This is a genomic window from Mucilaginibacter roseus (assembly GCF_021215455.1).
Taxonomy (GTDB): Bacteria; Bacteroidota; Bacteroidia; order Sphingobacteriales; family Sphingobacteriaceae; genus Mucilaginibacter; species Mucilaginibacter roseus.
Genome location: NZ_JAJPWV010000002.1, coordinates 510,140 through 529,805 on the forward strand (window position 1 = coordinate 510,140; position 19,666 = coordinate 529,805).

Genomic DNA, 19,666 nt, shown 5'->3' on the forward strand with positions numbered 1-19,666 from the left:
CTATCTTCTCAAAAAAAGATCGCCCGACTGGTTTTACACAATCAGGCGATCTTTTAATATTCAGTCTTAGGCTATTTTTTGTTCAGCTTATCATTCAGCATTTTAATGTAAAACCCGCCTACTACACTGCGCGCGGTAAAATTTTGGCGGCGGCCGTCCTTAGCCTCATACCAATCGCTCATCGGCACGCGGTCGGGTGTTTCTAAAGCATAAGTATATACAGGCGCTATCAAAGCTTTAAAATCCGCCGGATTATCGGCCAGCGTGGCAGTCCAGGTTATCCAGTCGTTTTTGGTATAGGTTTTACGGCTATCCAACGGCAGGCCGTATTTTTCCTGTTTGGTGAGATAGTACTTCACCTCCCTGCTATAAACCTCTTTAGGGAACAAGCCCATATTCAGCACCTTATCCCAAACCAGGTTATACTTTTGGCTCCAGGTATTTTTGTTGTTAAATGTTAGGGCATAATGATCGCCAGCGTCGGCAGCTTCCATCCAGCGTTTGGCCATATCCTTAGCCATGGCGGTGTATTTTTGGCCGGTAGCCTTATCGCCCAGCATATTAGCCAGCGTGCCGTAACCACCAAGGGCTACAATGGCTTTAACAGAAAGGTTGGCATTACGCGCCAGGTGACCGGCAAAATCATCAGTAGATAGCTGGTTAGCCGGGTCAAACCCATCCTTAGCCAGGTATTCCGCCCAAATAGTTAAAGTTTTCCAATGTTTTTTGGCGTAGCTGGCATTACCCTCAACCTTGGCTATCGCGGCGGCCAGAATCAGCATATTGCCCGATTCCTCAACCGGCATATCTTCGCCGTAGGTTTGTCCGTTTGCCTGCGGGTAGGTACCCAAATCGTGCGATGAATAAGGCTTATTCCACTTGCCGCTCTCGCTGAAATAAAAGATGCCGTTCATCATCCCTTTAACCAGGTCAGGGTTATAGATCAGGAACAAGGGTGCCGATGGATAAGTAATATCCACCGTACCGATAGAGCCATTGCTGAAATTCTCTTTTGACAGGAATAACATTTCACCCTCCGGACTTTTCACCAGCTTATGCGCTGATACCGCCTGCCTGTACGCCAGTTCGCACAGGTTGGCATATGCTTCGCCGCCGCTTTTCAGGGCATCGGCATATAGCTTTTTATCAAACGCGCTGCATTGCTGGGTTACGGTTTTGTATTGCGCCGCTGCTAAGGCCAGTTGCTGCTCAATGGTATGCTTGCCATCAGTATTCCACCATGGGCGTAGGTTGGTTTTAAAATATTGCACGGAATACAGATCATCATAGCCGATCATTACAAACTGCTCTTTGGCGGTAGCACCTACACTGCCCATTGGTATAACAGTGTTCAGCACCAGTTGCTCGCCTTTTAAATGATCAGTTTGCGCCACACGCTGGCCAAACAGATTTTTCAGCGCGTCGGCTGTGTTGGTTACCGATTGTATGGCATGATAGCTTTGCGGAACAGCAACGTACATGTAACCCCAATCAATACGCACATCATCACCGGTGCGCTTTAATAGCGGCTGTTCAGTAGTACCTGCTTTTAGTACGGATAAGTTATTGGATGTGTATTTACTTGCCTCAACAGGCTGAAAAGCATTATGTACCGCCACATTTGTCGATGCGCCAAAATACACTGTAACCTTATGTGCCGTACCATCATTAGCGCGAACTTTGGTTGCGATATAGCTTACCGGCCGGGCCAGTAAATTTAAATCATTCATTAACAAAGGCGAAGTGAAGGTTACCGTCAGATCAACAGGACCGCAGGCAAATTCATAGATGGTTTGCGTAGCATTAAACTGCATGGCTTTCTGCTTCCCTTCATTAAACGCCATTGATCTGCTCGCCGGAGATTCCTGAACCAAACCAAAATCAACAAATGACGGGCCGCCGGTGTTTACCGCATAAACGCTTAATACGTTGCGGCCTTTTTTCAATGCTTTAGCCATATTGCCGGTTAGCGGTATGTAAGCAAACTTACCCTGCAGATCGGGCTTGGTATATATCTGCTGCCCGTTAAGATATGCTGTCGCCTTATCATCATGCTGAATTTTAAGGTACACGGTACCGGCTGACAGATCATCGAAGGTAAATGTTTTGCGTATCCACACTTCATCCTTAGCCCAAACGGTTTTGGCTACCGAACCGCGGCTGCCTAAAGCACCCGTGCCTTTTTGCCATTGCGCGTCATCAAAATCAGCATTTATCCAGTTTTCGCCGGGTTTTGTTTCGGTATAAGTTACCGGGTACGCTTCCTGCTCGCCTGCCGGAACGATAGTTTGATACGCTTTTTCTGGCTTACCTAAAAAGCTGTATACTTTACCGTCAACACTGATGAGGCCGGTTAAGGATTGATTGGCACCCGTCCAATGGCTGGTGGTGCCTTTATTCAATTCATCGGTGGTTGACCATATACTGAAATAGGGATCATGGGTTACAAGTGGGTAAGCTGGCGCCTTGCGTTCCTGCGCGAAAGCAACAGAACAACCAAGCAACCACGCAAGAAGCGTTTTTCTCATGCGGATAATGGGGTTATAAAAATTTAATTTATTGGTTTTAAAAGCCCGTAAGTTAAAACGATTTAGGCAGTTATTCAACCAAAAACTAAATTAATACCATTTACCCCCAAGATAATTAACCCGGAGACGCATTGTAACAACAAATCAATTTTACCCTTACTTAGCAGCTTTAAATGTATAAATGCCTCCTTTTTTTGTTTTAAAAGTATAAGCGGTACCGCTGCTTTTGCCGGCGGCATCGATTAAGGTATTAGGCAGCCTTAACTTGCATAAACCGCCATTTTTTGAGGTAATCACGAGTTTGGTAATGCGTTTATTTTGCCATTGCAATTCACTGATTACAAACCCGCCGCGTGCAACCAAGCCTTCAACTTTTCCGGCCGACCAAGCATCAGGCAGGGCGGGCAGCAGCTCCAGTTCGCCGGTTTGGCTTTGCAGCAGCATTTCGGCCACGCCAGCCGCATAACCGAGGTTACCGTCTATCTGGAATGGCGGATGTGCGCAAAACAGGTTGGAATAAATACCGCCACCCTTGTTATAATCAACACCCGCACCACCCACAAGCGTAATAAAGTTACTTAATATTTTGTGGGCATGGTTGCCATCGTGCAGGCGTGCCCAAAAATTCATTTTCCAGGCCATTGACCACCCGGTTGATTCGTCGCCACGGGCTTGTAAAGTTACACGCGCTGCTTCAGCCAGTTCGGGTGTGGTGGTCGGACTGATCTGCCTGCCCGGATGCAGGGCATACAGGTGCGATATATGGCGATGATTATCTTTCGGATCATCGCGGTCGGTTTCCCACTCCTGCAACTGCCCCCACTTACCTATCTTTGGTTTAAGCAGGTGCGCACGCATATCAGCCACGCGATCACGGTACGGCTTATCAATATTGAGTATGGTAGCGGCTTCAATGTAATTGGTGAACAGGTCGTATATAATTTCCTGATCGTGCGTAACGCCATCCTCGGTAGGCCCATGCTCCGGCGACCAGCCCATCGGGGCAACCAGGGTACCATCATCACGGCGTTTCAGGTGATCGTCCCAAAACTCAACGATCTCCTTAACAACCGGGTAAGCCGTATTGCGCAAATAGGCTACATCTTTGGTAAAGGCGTAATGATCCCAAACGGCCTGCATGTACCAAGCGCTGCCGGGGGTATTCCACAAATAACCTTGGCCACCAAAAACGCCGTTCTCGGTACGTACCGTCCACCCCCTAACACCGGGATATTCCTCAAGCGTACGTTGCTTTTTTACCGAACGCATACTGTTAATGTAATCAATATACGGCCATTCGCATTCGGCCAGGTTGGTTGGCCCGGCAAGCCAGTAATTCATTTGGATATTGATGTTGGAGTGATAGTCTGATCGCCATGGCGGGTTATTGCTGTTATTCCATAACCCCTGCAAATTAGCGGGTAAACCACCCCGCCTTGATGAACTGATGAACAAATACCGCCCGTACTGAAACAGCAACTCCTCGAGGCTGGTATCGTTATTCTTTTTATAATCAACAATACGCTGATAAGTTGTTTTAGCAGAGCTTGCCTGCGCATTGCCTAATGACAGCTTAACCCTACTAAACAGGTTTGTGTAATCCTTGATATGCCTTGTGAGCAACTGACTGTAAGGCTTGGCAACGGCAGCAGTCATAATCTTTTCATTCTTGGCAGATGGCATCACCTCATCGCGCCATTTTTTTGCCTGCTGATTGCTGTAATCCGTAGCTGCCGTTAGCAATACCGTAAAACCATCTGCCTTATTGATTGCAATTTGCGCGTTACCATTAGCATCCTTTACCAGTGCTAAATTGCCACCGTTTGGTATCACCCTTACTGCAGCTGCGTAGGCCAGGCCATTATCAAGCGTACTGTTAATGTTAAGCGTAGCGCCATTGCCTGTAATTTTTGCGCCATGTGCATCTTTTAACCTGAGCACCGCGTTGTACGCCCCTTTTTTACCGGCGCTGTACCGCAGCACCAAAACTTTATCAGGGAAAGAGCAAAAATACTCCCTGGAGTAATTAACAGTACCGCTTTTATAGGTTATTTGCTGTACCGCTTTGCTGATGTCAAGCTGCCTGCGGTAGGCTGTACTGTCGCTGGTTTTATCAAAATCGATAAACAGATCACCGAAGGCCTGGTAAGCACCGGTCTCCTTTTCGTCGCCGGTCCATAAGCTTTGCTCATTAAACTGAATGTGCTCTTGTTTTACACCGCCAAAAACCATGGCGCCTATGCGGCCGTTGCCTATTGGGTAAGCCTCGGTCATCCAATCAGCGGCGGGTTTGTTAGCCCAAAGTAACAGGTTGTTTTTGTTTTTAATTATGTTGGGATGCTGCGCAGTGCCGAGCTGAACAAGTGCCGTAGTCAGCAGAATTACAAGGTATATCTTCCTCATTATATAAGGTTTGCAGTTAATTGGTTTATTTTTACAAACGCAATGTAAGTCATCAAAAGCGTTAATTGCCGCATTTGTGATTATTGCATAATAATTAGCCAATAACGCATAGTTGCAGAGAACTGACACCTGATTATACCATCGGGCATGACGAGCAACACACGGCATCAGGTATCATAAGGATTGGATAACATACAAGCCATGATGAACCCTGCGGCGTTACCCTTAAAATCGCAATATGTAAAACAGCCGCAACAAATTAATTCTTTGATTGTCTATAAGCAAATTACCCATGATGGACGATCAACAATTCAGAGAAGAACATAAGCCGCTGCACGTACCGGCTCATTTTGATAACAACGCCCCTTTGCGCGAGCAGCTTGCATTTGCGTTGGCCGACATTGGCGAAGGCAATGCCGATGAGGTTATAGCTCAACTGCTGAATTTACATCAAAAAATGGATGATCAGGCACTCACCGCCGAAGCAAAGGCACTTTTAGCGCAATGGGATAAAAACGGCTTGGTTACAGTAAACACCGATAATGGTGAAACGCGCTACAACCTGCACAAAATAACCCAGGCCAACAGCGGCAGCGTTAACCCGCGTTTGCTTGCACCCGGGCTTGACTAAGCGCGATCAAAGAGATTATAATTATTTAATTTTCAGACACTTTATTAAAAACAAAAAGGTATATTTATACCAAACGGCCCGCAATGGAACTGAGCATAAAAAACACGCAAACCAATGAAGCAGAAAGCTTCCGTATTTTAAAATACAACAAACTTTCGGAACCGAGCAGCTCGTTCATTATATTTTCAGCGTCGTATCCGGGCAACGCGGGAGAAAATACTCCTGTTTATGACATTCACAAGATTCAGTTTATTGCTGATTGTGATACCGAATTCAGTAAAGAAAAGTTGCTGGTCGCCTTTTATATTAATGATGAATATCAATGCCTGGAAGGACAAATTATATCGCAACTACCCGATTATTACTGCCCTGAAAAGGGCTACGCCCAGATAGTTGACTATGCCGCTTATTGTGATATTTGCACATTAACCGGAGGTATTAAATATACATTCAAAGAATATCTTGAAAAAATCAATGCCGGCCTTATCCTGAACAGCCTTGGCGTTGTTAACGGCAAATTTTTAAATATTGGTGAAGTTGATGGTGTAGCCCGTACCTGTAGCGCATAATTATTGGTTGAGCTGCTTATTTGAAAAAGGCTAAGCCTAATTTCGTTTAAAAATCTTTTTTACTAACATGGCTACCCCTACCGCCAGCAAGCCAGCGGCCAGGCCCAATATAAATTCTTTGAGTGTTGCCGGTAAGCCGGGAGCAAAATGATGCAGATAATCAATATTGTGTGCGAAAATACCGCCAGATACCAGCACAAGTGCAATGGTTCCGGCCACTGCCAAAACCTTTATAATGATGGGCAAAGCTTTTACCAGCAAATGCCCCAAGGATGCCATGAAGCCTTTATCGTTGCTCTTTTTGATCAGCTTATAACCGGCATCATCCATACGGACTATCAGCGCAACGATGCCGTAAACACCTACCGTTGCTAATATGGCTACCACCGATACGGTTAGGGCACGTATAGCCAGATCCCGATCTGTAACGGTACCCAGGGCGATGATCACGATCTCTACCGATAGGATAAAATCAGTTGTAATGGCCGATCTGACCTTGGCTTTCTCAGCAGCCTTATCGTCCTGAATATTTTCGGCTACAACCGCATGAGCAGGTTTAGCTTTATGGAAAAAGAATTCGATTATTTTTTCGACACCTTCGTAAGCCAGGTAAAATCCGCCCAATATCAGTATGATGGTTATCGCCGCAGGCAAAAATGAGCTCAGCAATAAAGCGATAGGCACAATTATAACTTTATTGATGAATGAGCCCTTGGTTATGGCCCACAATACGGGTAACTCACGCGATGCCAGGAAGCCGGTCGCTTTTTCGGCATTCACTGCCAGGTCGTCGCCCAAAATACCAGCCGTTTTTCGCGAGGCTACTTTGGCCGTAACGGCCACATCGTCCATCAAAGCGGTTATATCATCCAGTACTGCAAAAAAACCTGATGCCATGTATAAAAATTTAGGATGCTTAAAATACTAATGCAGTAACCGAAACGAGCAGAAAAAGTTCAGGGAAATGAAAATTTGAGATAAAAAGAGCGAGAGAAAAGATTATTTAAAAGTGCCCAGAACGAGATTCGAACTCGTACATCCTTACGAATGCCACCCCCTCAAGATGGTGCGTCTACCAATTTCGCCACCTGGGCATAACTTTACGTTATTTACAAAAACAGATCAACCTTTAGCTGATCTGTTTTGGATTGGGGCGTGCCCGAGGAGAGACTCGAACTCTCAAGAGACAATTCTCAACGGCTTCTGAGACCGCAACGTTTACCAATTTCGCCACCCGGGCTTAAATGAACCAAAGGCTCAAATGAGGCTGCAAATATAATGGCTTTAATTAAATAGTAAAACAAAATATTAAATGATTATAAAGCCTGTTTATATTCGTGATTATGAACAAATACCTAAAACCATTTTTGGTGATCATCTTGTTCGCCTCCCTTGTGCAAAAACTCAGCGCGCAAACAGTAACGCTGATTCCGCAAACCGCAACGGCGAGTATTCGCGGCATGTCTGTAATTGACGACCATGTTGCTTGGATAAGTGGCAGCAAAGGCCATGTGGCTGTTACCACAGATGGCGGGCTTATCTGGAAATGGCAACAGGTAAAAGGTTATGAGAAGGCCGACTTTCGGGACGTACAGGCGTTTTCAGCTACCGAAGCGGTTATAATTGCCTCGGGCACACCTGCACTTGTACTTAAAACAACTGATGGGGGCGCTAACTGGACTAAAGTGTTTGAGAACACAGATGCCGCTTATTTTTTAGATGCCATGGATTTTGCCGATAGCAATCATGGCTTTATTATGGGCGACCCAATAAACAACAAATTTTTACTGCTTGAAACAACAAATGGCGGCGATACATGGGAGTTAGTAAGCGACGCGCCTGATGCATTACCCGGCGAAGCTGCCTTTGCAGCCAGTGGCACCTGCATGCGCATACAGCAAGGCCTAATTCTAATAGCCACCGGCGGAACTGCTTCGCGCTATATTTATTCGCCGGTGAGTAAACTTAAGTGGAAGTACATTAAAAGTCCCTTACCGCAAAGCAAAAGTAGCCAGGGTGCCTTTGGCATAGCAAAGCACAACAATACACTCATAGTTGTAGGTGGCGATTATGAGCAACCAGCAAAGCAAGACTCCGTAGCGGCGATATTTAACGGCAAGAAATTCGCTTTATCAACTCAAATGCCGGGAGGCTTTCAATCAAGCGTAGAGCACATCAAAGGTAAAACCTTTATATCAACTGGCACTTCGGGTACCAACATGAGCACTGACGGCGGCAACACATGGAAGCAAATTGACGGCGGAAGCTATAATGTTTGCCTTAAAGCACGCAAAGGAAACCTTGTTTTGTTGGCGGGTGATAAAGGCAGGATAGGAATTTTTAAATTTTAGTAGCTGTGTGTTAATATGTTATTAGCAAGCAGTGAAATTATTTTTAAATAGGGCTTGCACACATTAAATCATACTCCTATATTTGCACCACTTTAAAGGAAACGGATATAACAATCCACGACACTTAAAGGATGATTCCGTAGCTCAGCCGGTAGAGCATAACACTTTTAATGTTGGGGTCCTGGGTTCGAGTCCCAGCGGGATCACGGAAAAAACAAAAGCCTCTCTGAAAATCAGAGAGGCTTTTTTGTGTCAATTCTTTTTTACGGCAATTGCTCACAATGTTAATTTTACTCCATACGTTTAATTATCGCGTTATCACCTTCTCGCGGCAACTCACCCGTTTGACTATCATCTGCAAAAGCTTGACCGTTTTTTAATTGTTGTTTTAGGGCCTCAAGAGATGGTTCGTTATCGATCAGGCGTATTAGTTTATCAAACTGCTCCCGGCTTACTTCAATTTCAATTTTCATAAGATTGTTGGAGCAAAGCCCGCGCCAAATAGCACTACCACTACTTATGTTGATATTTGTTTTTATAATACCACTCCAATAAGTAAACACCATCGCTCCAGCTCAACTTATTTTTTGAAACCTCCCGGGCGCAAAGCACTGATATGCTGTGCAGATAGGCGCTTTTAACTTGCTGATCCATAACATTCAATTCAGCTACAGCTTTTGCCACAATATTTTCCTCGTCATGTTGAGCCAACTTCAATTTGACCAAAATAACGGGCAACACCTGCCGCAGCCAATCTTTAAGTTTATCGTCAGCAGTACCTGGTATCAGGGTGGTAAAGGCATCTGCGCCCGGTGAATCAACAAATGTCTTCAGGTTTTCAGTTATGATGACAGCTATTTCAATAGCCTCCCTTATTTCCACCGATACTTTTGAAAACAGGTTTTTGATGAAATTCGCTATCTTATTTAAAATTGCGGTTATATTCATTTTTACTTATTATTATTTCTTTCATTTGTTGCTGCAACAAAGCCACTTGCTCTTCAAGCACCTTTAATCTTACTTCACTTATTCTTGATTGCGCAGCTTGCTCCGTTTTGAGTTCGCTTAGGTCAATTTGAAGTTTGAAGTAAGTCCCCATCACTGAAACCACTATACTGATCATACTAAACACTGTCACTATAAGGTTTTTCAGCGTGATACCTTTTATTTCTTTGTGCTCGATGTTTGTCATGAGTGATCTTTTTGAGTATATGTATCCGGATACTGTTTTATTGCGAACTGGGACATTGCAACAATAGTAGCCCCTACCGAAGATAGAATAGTAATGAAGCGCTCGGAAAAAGTTCCGATTTGAGACAACGATAGTGCAAGACTTATTAAGCCGGCACCAAAAAGCTGGGCGCGTTTAAAAAAGGCAGGCGTCTCCGTTATGAGCCGATGCCATAAAGTTGTAAATTTCATAGGTTATGGTTTTAGTAAAACGTCGAATAATAAATTATTGGTTCCTGATGGCGGTGGCGAAACAAAGGTTAACGTAATGTTCAGCGCATCGACCGCGGCGTAAGCTATTCCTTGAGATGCGCTATTTCGAGGAGTTATAGATATTGAACTGTTAGATGAAAGACCGCTTAGGCCATGTGGAATTGCGATCGTGTTTCCTGAACCATTGCCGCTACCGATTAATTTAATAAAATACGGTTGATTAGCCGCTACGGCATAAAAGTTAGAAGATATTTTACGTATTGAATTGCTTGAGTCGTCCTTAACAAGCAAGCTATCGGTACCCGCAACTCCATTAGGCGTATTTATAAAAATCGGCGACTCTTTAAATGAAACGGTTTGATTGGCCCGGTTAGCACTGAACACTGTTTGTGGTATATTGCCCGCGTCATCCCAAGCATAGAATATAAAATTTGATCCAAAATTTGATCCTGTTTCTGAGGTTGCCGTTAAACCAAATGTAAATCTATTTTTATTGGCTCTACCCAAAGCATATCCAATAAGGTTACCGGCATTTTTTTGTAGCATTACCGGATAATCGCCCGTATTTGCCACCGTGAAAAGCCGATTACCTGAATTGGTTTGCAAGTTTAGGATGTAGTTGTTGGCAGTCGTACCTTTGATCGTAAACCGATCAGCAAGTCGGTTTGTATCTAAAAAGTTAGTTACTGTCCCGACACCAAAGTTTCCTGCATAATCCATTTCGAACGGATAGATGTAATTGCCATTTGAATTAGCCTGCCTAAAATATAATCTACCCTTATTATCATATCCTCCTACATCAATAGTTGTTTTACCAGCATAGTTCGCATTAGCAAAATCCCTTCCCCACATTGAAATAGTTGGTCCTTGGCTTGGTGCATTTGTAGCGCGGAGATTTAGTTGACCATCGTTTCCACTTAATTGATAACTTCTAACCTTCGCAGTTTTGCTTACATCTAAAGTTACCGCAGTTGACAAAACTCCTTGGTTGAAAAGAGGATATGAAAAAGCACCTTCTGCTGTTACATTTACTAATGCATCCTGTTGAGATGATGGATATGTTTCAGGCCCAGATTTTAGATCTATTACATTTTCAATTAATGCCTTGATCAAAGCAAAACCTTTACTATAACCCAAATTGTTTGATCGTCTTACAATCGACAAGTCTGTTAAGCGATATGCATTTTGATTAACATCAGAATTGATTTGAGATTTACAGTAATCATTGAAAATATTGTTTAAAAATAATACTTGCGTTCCAAACCTCGACACAGCTCCATTCCATCTGGTCTCATTTATTTTATTCCCAGTATATATTTTATTATCGATATAGTTATCTGTTAAAGTAACGCCATAAGTTGTGTTACCCTCATAAACAATATCTTTAAAATAACTATTACTTGTTGCTGAACCATTAACTGCGGTTAACACACGTTTTATGTTATCAGTTGTCTTAAAAATATTGTTTTTTATATTAAATTGAGCATTACACTTACCTGATCCATAAGTCAGGTTATAGCTGATAAAAAGTGCATAAGCCACTGCACTATCAGCCATGGCATTGTTTTCAAATAAAACATTATTATTGGTAAACGAAAATACAGAAGACGTATCCACGTGTTTGTAAACTCTCATTGCGACACCTTTACTGTCCTCGTTTATGTATTTAGCCCTAAAAGTATTGCCTGAAATATTAAAGGAAGTTCCACAAGGTTCATTTATATATAAAGAGGCGCCAGGCGAATTAATAGTATTGCCAATGTCGCCAATATTCCAACCTACATTATTATTTATAAAAGTAATGTCTTTACCGCCGATTGACGCTCCCGTAGGCATGTTATTACCATCAATAACCGCGAACTGTGTGTTGCCATGAATATTAAAGCCAAACTCACGTGTTGAGGACGACTTCGTGTTCTTCACATAAATAAATCTATTAACATACGATCCTCCGGTAGCGAAACCATGCCGTGAACCAAATAAATCTGAGTTTAATAACTGCATATCCTGACACCCGCTGTTAAACGCTAATCCATAGCTTGTTTCACTGGCTGAATTGGTTTCTTCATCAAATTTATAGGAATAGATATGATCAAACTTTAAAGCCAGGCATTGATTGACTGAAATATTAGCTCTCGCAGCATTATATACAGCCACATCTTCAATTGATGAGCGGAAAACGTAATTTAACCAAATACCATTCATAGTTGAAGCGGTGTAAGGTATCGCATACAACGAAAATCCTTTCAAATCACATTGCTGCATTTTTACTTGATATAGCTTGGTGCCCGAAAGCGTTGTGTAATTACTGCTCACCGGATGATCGACAATAATCTTATTACTATTGATTACATCATTTCTCACAATGAAATACTCCCCTTCTTTGTAATAATTTCGCCAAAGATTAAAGGATGAATTTACCGTGTCAATTAATCTGACTATATCGCCTCTTTTTAAACTCACATTTACAGGCAAAACAACAGAAGTATCACCTTTTTTTACGGGTGAACCAACCGATGAAAGCAAAGTAGTGGCTCCCTCAATTTTTAAAACCCCTCTGTTTTCAGGGAAGCGACTCACGTCAGTACCTGGTGCAATTTTAATTGTAGTAAGATTACTTCCAGCACCAATTACAGCCCTTAAGCCGGTTGCGTTGAGTGTACTATCCACGTAAATTGTGCCTGCGGGTAGTATCAACCTGAGTTTTTTTGCTTTGGCATAAGCTGCTGCTTTATTAAACGCTTTAACATTTTTGTTGGCACTCTCCGGTAAGCTATCTGCCTTTAAACCGAATTTAGCCGCATCCACACCAAAAAAAGCAATGGTATCATTCTTCAATCCCTGTATAAGTTGATTTGTTTCAGTGGCCGAATAAAACCGGTTAGCTCCGTAGAAAGGAAAAGTTACCCAGGTTTGCCGCAAACTATCCGCGGGGTTTTTCATCCTGAACTGGGGCGTAGTCTGTATAGTTCCTTGTGGCAGCGTTGTTGTATTTTGCGCATAACTTATACTTATAAAAAAGCACAAGCACCACGTTATTAAATATATTTTTTTCATAAGTCTATTTTATGGTGATTATTAAGTCATCTATCGTCGTCAATCCGTCCCCGCTGTCGTGCCCGTACACATGTATTGTACTTAAACTCCCGGCTGAATAGCGTTTCTCGACTATTACATCACTGACTGATCGACGAATATTGTTCGAGGCAATCAGATCGACTGTAACTACCGGATCGTTTCCGAATTCACTAAAATTTGCGGCATATTGAATTACAAATGGAATCGATGATCCCTCCGGGATGTCTATCGTAACAGCTTCTGCGGGTTGATAGATCAGTGAAATACCCTGCGGCCAGTCATTATCTGCTTTGGGTCCGTACAATGTATAACTGGTTGTGTTTAAAAAAAAGTCGCCATTTTTTCCAATACTGTTTGCTGGATTAGTGTCGCCGTAAAGCAACGTATTGGCATCTTCTCCTTTTATACTCACACCAGCCGGCCAAATGCCGTCAGCTTTTGGACCGAATACAGTGAGTGTAACTGTGTTAAAAAAGAAATCACCATTTAACCCTACGCTGTTTAGCGGATTAACGTTACCACTTAACATACTGTTACCGCGAGGCCCTTGCGGACCGCTGGCCATAGAAAACACCTGCAGCCATACACTGTTAGTTTTTTTGTAAAAGATACCTGTGTCAGTATTTATATAGCTATCTCCGTTCGCACCAATGGTTCCAGCAGGTAATCCCGGAGCATAGATAGTTGTATTGCCACCAGCATTAAAGGGCACCGGGATGTAGGTACTCAACCATACCGCGTTTACCTTTTGATACATCGCGCCGGAAAGTGTGTTTATAAACACATCACCGTTTTTACCGTAGTTATTTTGCGGCAGTATAGTACCAAAATTTAAGCTAACACCCGTATTAATGTTATCGCCCACAAAAGAGAGCAGCTGTTCCAGATTATATTGATAATCGGCTCCATCCTGTACTACAACTGATACGCCATCTGCCGTGAGGGCTGATGTTATGGGCAACTCACTTATTTTTTTATCAATTGCCATTAGTTTAAAAATTCGGTTATCGGATAGCTTAGTTCAGTTGATGAAGCAGTAAGCGGGTAATTATACCGGTTTCTGTCTACGGCGCGAATGCGTGGCCCCGGCTGCCTGGCAATGCGGTTAGCATTACTTAAACGCCATTGCGGAAAGTCTTGCTGATGGTCATTTAAATAGCGTTCAACATCATTGGCATAAGCATTAGCTATGCTACGTTGTTGCTGCACCAGTTTCATGATTTCGGACGTAGCCAATGCCTGCCCCATGTCCTGGTGCTTTATTACCGGGCCAGTTGGTGTGTAATGAACCGCATCGTTCTCTATAAAGCGCGCAAAGGTAAAATACACCAAAGCCGGAATGAGGCCTTCGTAAAGTACAATATTACCTTTATCATCAAGATATTCCGTGCCTGTCAGCAAATCTTTGTAACGTTGCGGGGTATCAAACTTTATCGCACCTGTTTCATCAAATTGTTTTAAAAGCGTGTTGTATAAATCGCGCCCTAAAAATGGCTTTAAATCCAAATCCTGTGCTTTTTTGATAAAAGCGTTGAGGCGTTCGAGTTTTATGTTTACCGATATGTCCTGATATTGCTGAAATGTGCTTTTGTCAATTAAATATATCTGGGTCATGTTTAAAGAATGTAATGGTTAATTAATGCAGCATTAGCACATGCCGCGGTTAAGAGAAAGGCTTGCATCAGGTAAACTGATCCGCAAATAATTATCGACAGGCTATATCAGCCCCTGAACCATGGCCTTGGCTTCGGCTTGTTTAAATCCGTAAGCATATACCAGCGTGGCTATCTTACTCTCAGCAGGCATATTGGCAAGCAGTAACTGATTAATGGCCGCGCCGGCCTTCACGCCAATACTATCTTCAGCAACATTGGCGGGTACAGGTATTATGTTCCAGTTACCTGATGGATTTAAAGGTTGATGGTAATGGCTGAACAATTCTTCCAGCACCTCGGCTATCTCCGCCCGGTCGGGTGCGGTGTTATCATTAAACTCTCGTATGGCTTCCTTCTTTTCGCCGCCATTACTTAAGCCTGATGATTTTTCAGGGTTGACCAGCTCCTTTGGTACCGAAAAACCTTTGATGATACGCGCCTCAACCGAGCGCTCCGTGCTTTCAAAAAGCTTATCGTTATTCTGGATGGAATAGGGCTGAAACTCAGGCTTTGATTTTTCATCTTCGTATTCTATTACAATAATCTTTTGAGCACTCTTAGCACCCTGGAACGTACCCAGGTCCTTCTCCAACTGTGATGGAGAATTGTTGCCCTCCCCTACACCGCCGCTATTGTCCGCTTCCTCGCGGCGAGCCGGCATAAACAGCATGGTTGAAGGCAGAAAACCTGTTGTAACCTCGCGGTTGTTAAAAGCCTTTATACCGGCTTCGGTTTCAAAATCCTCCCAAACACTATCAGCTTCTATCAGCGGGTAATCATCTATCTGCGGATTAAAATAGAACAACTGCCCTTTGTACTGCTCCCAGCCTCCGGCTGCTGATACCTGTTGTTTTATAACGTCTGGGTTAGGGTCGTATCGGTCAAAAAAAATTACCTTGCTACGCAATATATGCTTCCAGGTCTTTCGCCCCCAATCATTATACACGGCGTACTTACCGGCAGTATCCGCATTATCGGTATCGCCCATGCGGATATCCTCAAACTTCACGTAGTTTACCGAGCATATCTTAAAATTGGCGTTATAGTTTACATGAATACCAAAGCCTGTAAACAAGGCCTTATCTGTAGCTATGGCTTTTAAAAGCTTGGCCAGGGTTAGCCCTTTACTGTTGATCATCCGCTTACCCAATTTGGCATCCTCGAAACCTACACCGGCTATAAACTTGGCCCGCTTGTTCCAGCAGTCCTTTGCTGTGGGCGACGCGGCCACCAGTTCGAGCATCCGTTGCGGATAGGCGTTATCGATATCAAAATTGAGTATGCCGAAGGTTTGATTGGGCCTTACCAGTATGCGGCGTTCTATTTGCGGGAGATAGGTTTTCATTCGCCACCCTCCTGTTGCAAATCAACGCTTTGCTTTTTAAGTGTTTTTTCTTTGCCGGATGCCTTTACCTTCGCTTCGGCTTTAACAAATAACAATGCGATATGCGGGTAGCGATTAAGGTACCACTCCGCCTGCTCATCGGTTAAGTTATCATTGGTATGAGCCGCCGTTTCGCCGGGTGCAAACTGATGCCTGCCGGGCTTTAACACATATTTTTTGGGTGTACTCATTTATTAAAATAATTAAGATCATTGCCCGCGGCCATTGATGCTGATGGCCCGATTATGTGATAAGGTTAATTTAAGGGCCGGGGCAATGATGTGTTTACGCCATCAGGATAGGTTTAGGATACTAATTCTTCAATCGCGGCGATGGTGCTGGCGTACGTAGCTGTGCCTGATTGTGGCGCAATAGATACTGCGCGCGGCGGATAAGGCTCCTTCAGTTTTTCCGGATTGCTCAGTTTTACTTTGTAACCGCCATCCAATGCTTCGTCAGCGGCGTTACGCTCAGCCTCGGTTAGTACCAGGCCATTCACCGCGCCGTACAATTCCACAGCCGAATCGCTGGCTTTATAGTTATTTACCACAATGGCACGTACCTTACCATAGCCCATAGCCTGTAGCTGTGCTTTTATTTCAACCGACAGGCCGGCCACGTTGAAATCAATCTCCTCGGTATAGCGTGGGCCTACCTGTGTTTTGGCCAGTTTTGAGGTAGCGTTAAAGCTGTTATTAGTACCTTCAAACTTGTACACTTTGGCGGTTGCCACGGCAGTAAGTCCGGTTACTATCAGTGGGTTGGTGGTGCTGTAGGTCAGGGTGATCTCATCCTCGTTAAAAATGTATATCACATCCTCAATACCGGCGGTTACAGGCTCACTTGCGCCCAGGGCAAAGCCCGCGTTTATTTTATTATAAATCGACATATTGTTTTTATGAATTAGGTTTTTGATAGAACAGTACCGATAGGCCAGATCAGGACTATCTGCTTCGGTTAATGCGCGTTTAGTTACGCGCCCAGGTAGAACAGTTCGTTAGCGAACTTGAAGTTAACGGCTGCTTTCATGCGGGCCTTCATGCGCACCACATTATCATTAGTATAAGGTTTCATGTAAACGGTTGAAAGCTCTGAAGCATCGCCCAGCAGATCAACGCCCAGGAAAAGATTTGATGAACGCGCACCCAGAATGGTATTGGCCTGCCAGTGGTTCATCAGTTGCAGCGGAATGCCGAGGTAATCCATTTTCTTTTTATCGGTAAAGGCATTCAAAACGTTTACTGCCTTATCCGCCTGTGCCTGTGCATAAGCATAGCCCACATGCAGCGGCACCTGCAGGTTAAAATCATCCTGGCTACGGTCGGCCGGGTCAAGCTGGGCATATACCTCGCCTAATACCGTTAATACGTTGCTGGCATTAATGTAGCTTACTGTTGCCGCGGTAGCTGTACCGGTAAAGGTGGCAGGCTTGCGGGTGTTAATCTCGTTAAAATTACGCACCAGCTTAAAGGTAGTAGCGCTCAGTACTTTGATAAAGTACGATTGCCCCTGAACATTGGGTGCACCGGTGGTGCCATTGGTAGTATCCTTGCTGCTGCCTGTTACCGCAGTAACTGTTACCACATCCCCATCAGCCAAAGTAACGGTGCTTGATACAGTTACTACGCCCGAGGCATCAATTGCCGTAGCTGCCATTGAGGTAGACGGCTTACCCAGGCCTACCTTGTACACGCCCGATGCTGCCGCTATGCTCGGCAACAGGCCGGTGAAAGGAGCGGTAAACGTAGCCTCTTTGGTTGCGCCCTTGCCCAGCCAGTACAAACGCTCGTTAGCGATCTGAATTTTAGTGAGGTAGCGCTGCACCATAAAATCCGACAGGTCAACAACGCCCTCATAATCGCTGAATGCGCCGGGGCTTAGCCTTTGGGCTTCCCATGATTGTACCAGGTTATCCCACTGCTCCTGTTTCATAAATTCGTAAATCACCGGGTCAAGGTAGCTTTCGGTTTGTGATGCCGTGGTACCCTGATCGTTAAACATACCCGATGGGTCCTGCAGTTTTACGTCATCATCAACATCAAGGATGATCTTGCGCGATTTTACGTCGTTAATTACTGTTAGCAATCCGCGCTTTACTGAGTCGGCCTCAAGCAGCGTGCTTGCCATAAAACCCGCCAGCGCTTCGCCGGCATAGGTGTTGTTTGTAAATGTAAATTGAGCCATTTGTTAGTTTAAAGCCCCTTCCCCTAAAGCGAGCCCCCCTGCCCCCTAAAGGGGGAGTTAAAAGATTTAGGCGAGTCCCTGCTAAAGGGAGTAAGGATTTTTTATTAATATAAATTGATAAGGTTTAATTGATGAGCAAGAGTTCCCCTTTTAGGGGGTTAGGGGGCTGTAGTTTTATCCTGCACGGCTTTTTTAACTGCGGTGCGTGCCAGATCGCTTTGCGGCGTAAAAAACGGCTGCTCTTCAGTTTTACCTTTCGTACTGCGTTTTGAGCCTACAGGCATAAAATCTGAGCGGATCTCGTTGCGCACCTGTTCTGTTGTTTTATTGAGCTTTGTATTGGCAGTTTCTAAAGCAGCACGGGCTTCGGTAAGCAATGCGTTCTGGGCGTGGAGCCGGGCCTTTAGTTCCTGGATGCGGTTCTCTACTTCCATCTTTTTGGCCTGAAATTTTTGTTTCTGTTTTTCCGGCAATGGTTCTTCGTCAGGTTCTGTTTGTGCCGGTTGCTCAATTTGTTCAACCAGGCCATCCGTTACCTTTAGCTTTTTGCCGTTAGCCGTAGTGTAAACGTCTGTACCGGCAGGTTGGTGCATTTCCTCATCCTGGTAAACCTCGCTGCCTTCGGCAAGCTCGCCCTCGTGGTGAAGGGTACATTTGTCGGTTATGGTATGTTTGTTTACCACCCGCTTAAAGAAATTCATAATCTTGTCCAACACCGTAGTCGTTTTTTCGATAAGCTCCTTGTTCTCCGTGTTCATGTTTGTATTTGTATTTAGTATTTTGTTGATGCAGCGCTGGTAAACCGCGGGCGCGGTTGAAGCGAATTGCTTAATGTGCAGGTTGTTGGTGATGGGCATGCTGTAATCATCCACCCGGTCAATAAAACCCAGACTAAGTGCCTGGTCGGCAGTCATCCAGGTAACGGCGTTGATGAGGCTGTTAACGGTTACGCTATCTAACCCTGAACGGTCGGTGTATATCTGCGCCAGGCGCTCCTGTACCACATTGAGCATCTGTACATCTTTCAGCAGCTCATCGGCATTGCCGCCGCTGCCTACCATGGGTTTGTGTATCATCAGCAAGGCGTATTTGCCCATCACCACCGTATCGCCGGCCATGGCCACTACCGATGCTGCCGAGGCGGCCAAAGCGTCAATATAAACGGTAACGGCGCCGGGGTACTTCTTCAGCATATCGTATATGGCAATGGCATCAAACGCGCTGCCGCCTGCCGAGCTGATATGTACATCCACATCAGCACCCGCGGCAGCATCGAGCTGGGTTTTGATATGGGCGGATGACAGGCTGCCCGAGCCTATGCTATCCGTTTCGTTATCATATAGGTATATCTTCATTGTAAATTGATTTATTTGTCATCAAGCATGATGCGTGGCTGAAAAGCCAGCTTGCCGGTATGGCATTTCTGAAACACTGTAATTG

General features: G+C 44.4%; 17 protein-coding genes and 3 tRNA genes. 4 read left to right on the forward strand and 16 right to left on the reverse strand.

Annotated features, from left to right (window positions below):
- Positions 1 to 71: 71 nt before the first annotated feature.
- Positions 72 to 2,528: a glutaminase family protein gene (locus tag LT679_RS07095; protein WP_232176765.1), complete on the reverse strand. Its 2,457-nt coding sequence runs from the start codon at positions 2,526 to 2,528 to the stop codon at positions 72 to 74.
- A gap of 156 nt (positions 2,529 to 2,684) precedes the next feature.
- Positions 2,685 to 4,931, reverse strand: coding sequence for a glycoside hydrolase family 95 protein (locus LT679_RS07100; protein WP_232176766.1), 2,247 nt, complete (start codon positions 4,929 to 4,931; stop codon positions 2,685 to 2,687).
- A gap of 292 nt (positions 4,932 to 5,223) precedes the next feature.
- On the opposite strand from LT679_RS07100, the gene LT679_RS07105 reads away from it, so the two are divergent.
- Positions 5,224 to 5,562, forward strand: a complete 339-nt coding sequence (locus tag LT679_RS07105) for a hypothetical protein (protein ID WP_232176767.1) — start codon at positions 5,224 to 5,226, stop codon at positions 5,560 to 5,562.
- Positions 5,563 to 5,645: 83 nt separating this feature from the next.
- Positions 5,646 to 6,131 carry a hypothetical protein gene (locus LT679_RS07110; RefSeq protein ID WP_232176768.1) on the forward strand — a complete coding sequence of 162 codons (486 nt, stop codon included), beginning with the start codon at positions 5,646 to 5,648 and terminating at the stop codon, positions 6,129 to 6,131.
- Positions 6,132 to 6,167: 36 nt separating this feature from the next.
- Here LT679_RS07110 and LT679_RS07115 read toward each other — a convergent pair whose 3' ends face one another.
- The 3 genes from LT679_RS07115 to LT679_RS07125 form a co-directional block, all read right to left on the reverse strand.
- Positions 6,168 to 7,028, reverse strand: coding sequence for a DUF808 domain-containing protein (locus LT679_RS07115; protein ID WP_232176769.1), 861 nt, complete (start codon positions 7,026 to 7,028; stop codon positions 6,168 to 6,170).
- Positions 7,029 to 7,141: 113 nt separating this feature from the next.
- Positions 7,142 to 7,225: transfer RNA gene (locus LT679_RS07120), tRNA-Leu, on the reverse strand.
- Between the two features lie 62 nt (positions 7,226 to 7,287).
- Positions 7,288 to 7,371, reverse strand: a tRNA-Leu gene (locus LT679_RS07125).
- A 103-nt stretch (positions 7,372 to 7,474) separates the two neighbouring features.
- On the opposite strand from LT679_RS07125, the gene LT679_RS07130 reads away from it, so the two are divergent.
- Both LT679_RS07130 and LT679_RS07135 read left to right on the forward strand, forming a co-directional pair.
- The gene (locus LT679_RS07130) at positions 7,475 to 8,482 is read left to right on the forward strand and encodes a YCF48-related protein (RefSeq protein ID WP_232176770.1); all 1,008 of its coding nucleotides are present in this window, start codon (positions 7,475 to 7,477) and stop codon (positions 8,480 to 8,482) included.
- Between the two features lie 133 nt (positions 8,483 to 8,615).
- Positions 8,616 to 8,688: transfer RNA gene (locus LT679_RS07135), tRNA-Lys, on the forward strand.
- Positions 8,689 to 8,772: 84 nt separating this feature from the next.
- On the opposite strand, the gene LT679_RS07140 is transcribed toward LT679_RS07135, so the two are convergent.
- The 11 genes from LT679_RS07140 to LT679_RS07190 all read right to left on the reverse strand — a co-directional run bounded on the left by LT679_RS07140 (position 8,773) and on the right by LT679_RS07190 (position 19,581).
- Positions 8,773 to 8,955: a hypothetical protein gene (locus LT679_RS07140; protein WP_232176771.1), complete on the reverse strand. Its 183-nt coding sequence runs from the start codon at positions 8,953 to 8,955 to the stop codon at positions 8,773 to 8,775.
- 40 nt (positions 8,956 to 8,995) lie between these two features.
- Positions 8,996 to 9,430 (reverse strand): hypothetical protein, encoded by a 435-nt coding sequence (locus tag LT679_RS07145; RefSeq protein ID WP_232176772.1) that lies wholly within the window; start codon positions 9,428 to 9,430, stop codon positions 8,996 to 8,998.
- A complete protein-coding gene (locus tag LT679_RS07150; RefSeq protein ID WP_232176773.1) occupies positions 9,405 to 9,674 on the reverse strand; it encodes a hypothetical protein in 270 nt (89 codons plus the stop codon). Before LT679_RS07150 ends, LT679_RS07145 begins: the two co-directional genes overlap by 26 nt.
- A gap of 233 nt (positions 9,675 to 9,907) precedes the next feature.
- Positions 9,908 to 12,982 carry a hypothetical protein gene (locus tag LT679_RS07155; protein ID WP_232176774.1) on the reverse strand — a complete coding sequence of 1,025 codons (3,075 nt, stop codon included), beginning with the start codon at positions 12,980 to 12,982 and terminating at the stop codon, positions 9,908 to 9,910.
- Positions 12,983 to 12,986: 4 nt separating this feature from the next.
- Entirely contained in the window at positions 12,987 to 13,991 is a 1,005-nt protein-coding gene (locus tag LT679_RS07160; RefSeq protein WP_232176775.1) for a hypothetical protein, read from the reverse strand.
- Positions 13,991 to 14,617 carry a DUF6712 family protein gene (locus LT679_RS07165; protein WP_232176776.1) on the reverse strand — a complete coding sequence of 209 codons (627 nt, stop codon included), beginning with the start codon at positions 14,615 to 14,617 and terminating at the stop codon, positions 13,991 to 13,993. The genes LT679_RS07160 and LT679_RS07165 overlap by 1 nt, the downstream gene beginning before the upstream one ends.
- Before the next feature lie 102 nt (positions 14,618 to 14,719).
- Positions 14,720 to 16,003, reverse strand: coding sequence for a hypothetical protein (locus LT679_RS07170; protein ID WP_232176777.1), 1,284 nt, complete (start codon positions 16,001 to 16,003; stop codon positions 14,720 to 14,722).
- Complete coding sequence (locus LT679_RS07175) at positions 16,000 to 16,233, reverse strand: hypothetical protein (protein WP_232176778.1); 234 nt, start codon at positions 16,231 to 16,233, stop codon at positions 16,000 to 16,002. The genes LT679_RS07170 and LT679_RS07175 overlap by 4 nt, the downstream gene beginning before the upstream one ends.
- Positions 16,234 to 16,346: 113 nt before the next feature.
- Positions 16,347 to 16,931: a hypothetical protein gene (locus LT679_RS07180; protein ID WP_232176779.1), complete on the reverse strand. Its 585-nt coding sequence runs from the start codon at positions 16,929 to 16,931 to the stop codon at positions 16,347 to 16,349.
- Between the two features lie 83 nt (positions 16,932 to 17,014).
- Positions 17,015 to 18,226 carry a hypothetical protein gene (locus tag LT679_RS07185; protein ID WP_232176780.1) on the reverse strand — a complete coding sequence of 404 codons (1,212 nt, stop codon included), beginning with the start codon at positions 18,224 to 18,226 and terminating at the stop codon, positions 17,015 to 17,017.
- Between the two features lie 158 nt (positions 18,227 to 18,384).
- On the reverse strand, positions 18,385 to 19,581 hold the full coding sequence (locus LT679_RS07190) for a head maturation protease, ClpP-related (protein ID WP_232176781.1): 1,197 nt from the start codon (positions 19,579 to 19,581) through the stop codon (positions 18,385 to 18,387).
- Positions 19,582 to 19,666 lie beyond the last annotated feature (85 nt).

What these genes read in the sequence shown, in the direction of transcription:
- LT679_RS07095 (WP_232176765.1), bottom strand. Translation starts at nt 2,528, where the DNA reads ATGAGAAAAACGCTTCTTGCGTGGTTGCTTGGTTGTTCTGTTGCTTTC.
- LT679_RS07100 (WP_232176766.1), bottom strand. Translation starts at nt 4,931, where the DNA reads ATGAGGAAGATATACCTTGTAATTCTGCTGACTACGGCACTTGTTCAG.
- LT679_RS07105 (WP_232176767.1), top strand. Translation starts at nt 5,224, where the DNA reads ATGATGGACGATCAACAATTCAGAGAAGAACATAAGCCGCTGCACGTA.
- LT679_RS07110 (WP_232176768.1), top strand. Translation starts at nt 5,646, where the DNA reads ATGGAACTGAGCATAAAAAACACGCAAACCAATGAAGCAGAAAGCTTC.
- LT679_RS07115 (WP_232176769.1), bottom strand. Translation starts at nt 7,028, where the DNA reads ATGGCATCAGGTTTTTTTGCAGTACTGGATGATATAACCGCTTTGATG.
- LT679_RS07130 (WP_232176770.1), top strand. Translation starts at nt 7,475, where the DNA reads ATGAACAAATACCTAAAACCATTTTTGGTGATCATCTTGTTCGCCTCC.
- LT679_RS07140 (WP_232176771.1), bottom strand. Translation starts at nt 8,955, where the DNA reads ATGAAAATTGAAATTGAAGTAAGCCGGGAGCAGTTTGATAAACTAATA.
- LT679_RS07145 (WP_232176772.1), bottom strand. Translation starts at nt 9,430, where the DNA reads ATGAATATAACCGCAATTTTAAATAAGATAGCGAATTTCATCAAAAAC.
- LT679_RS07150 (WP_232176773.1), bottom strand. Translation starts at nt 9,674, where the DNA reads ATGACAAACATCGAGCACAAAGAAATAAAAGGTATCACGCTGAAAAAC.
- LT679_RS07155 (WP_232176774.1), bottom strand. Translation starts at nt 12,982, where the DNA reads ATGAAAAAAATATATTTAATAACGTGGTGCTTGTGCTTTTTTATAAGT.
- LT679_RS07160 (WP_232176775.1), bottom strand. Translation starts at nt 13,991, where the DNA reads ATGGCAATTGATAAAAAAATAAGTGAGTTGCCCATAACATCAGCCCTC.
- LT679_RS07165 (WP_232176776.1), bottom strand. Translation starts at nt 14,617, where the DNA reads ATGACCCAGATATATTTAATTGACAAAAGCACATTTCAGCAATATCAG.
- LT679_RS07170 (WP_232176777.1), bottom strand. Translation starts at nt 16,003, where the DNA reads ATGAAAACCTATCTCCCGCAAATAGAACGCCGCATACTGGTAAGGCCC.
- LT679_RS07175 (WP_232176778.1), bottom strand. Translation starts at nt 16,233, where the DNA reads ATGAGTACACCCAAAAAATATGTGTTAAAGCCCGGCAGGCATCAGTTT.
- LT679_RS07180 (WP_232176779.1), bottom strand. Translation starts at nt 16,931, where the DNA reads ATGTCGATTTATAATAAAATAAACGCGGGCTTTGCCCTGGGCGCAAGT.
- LT679_RS07185 (WP_232176780.1), bottom strand. Translation starts at nt 18,226, where the DNA reads ATGGCTCAATTTACATTTACAAACAACACCTATGCCGGCGAAGCGCTG.
- LT679_RS07190 (WP_232176781.1), bottom strand. Translation starts at nt 19,581, where the DNA reads ATGAAGATATACCTATATGATAACGAAACGGATAGCATAGGCTCGGGC.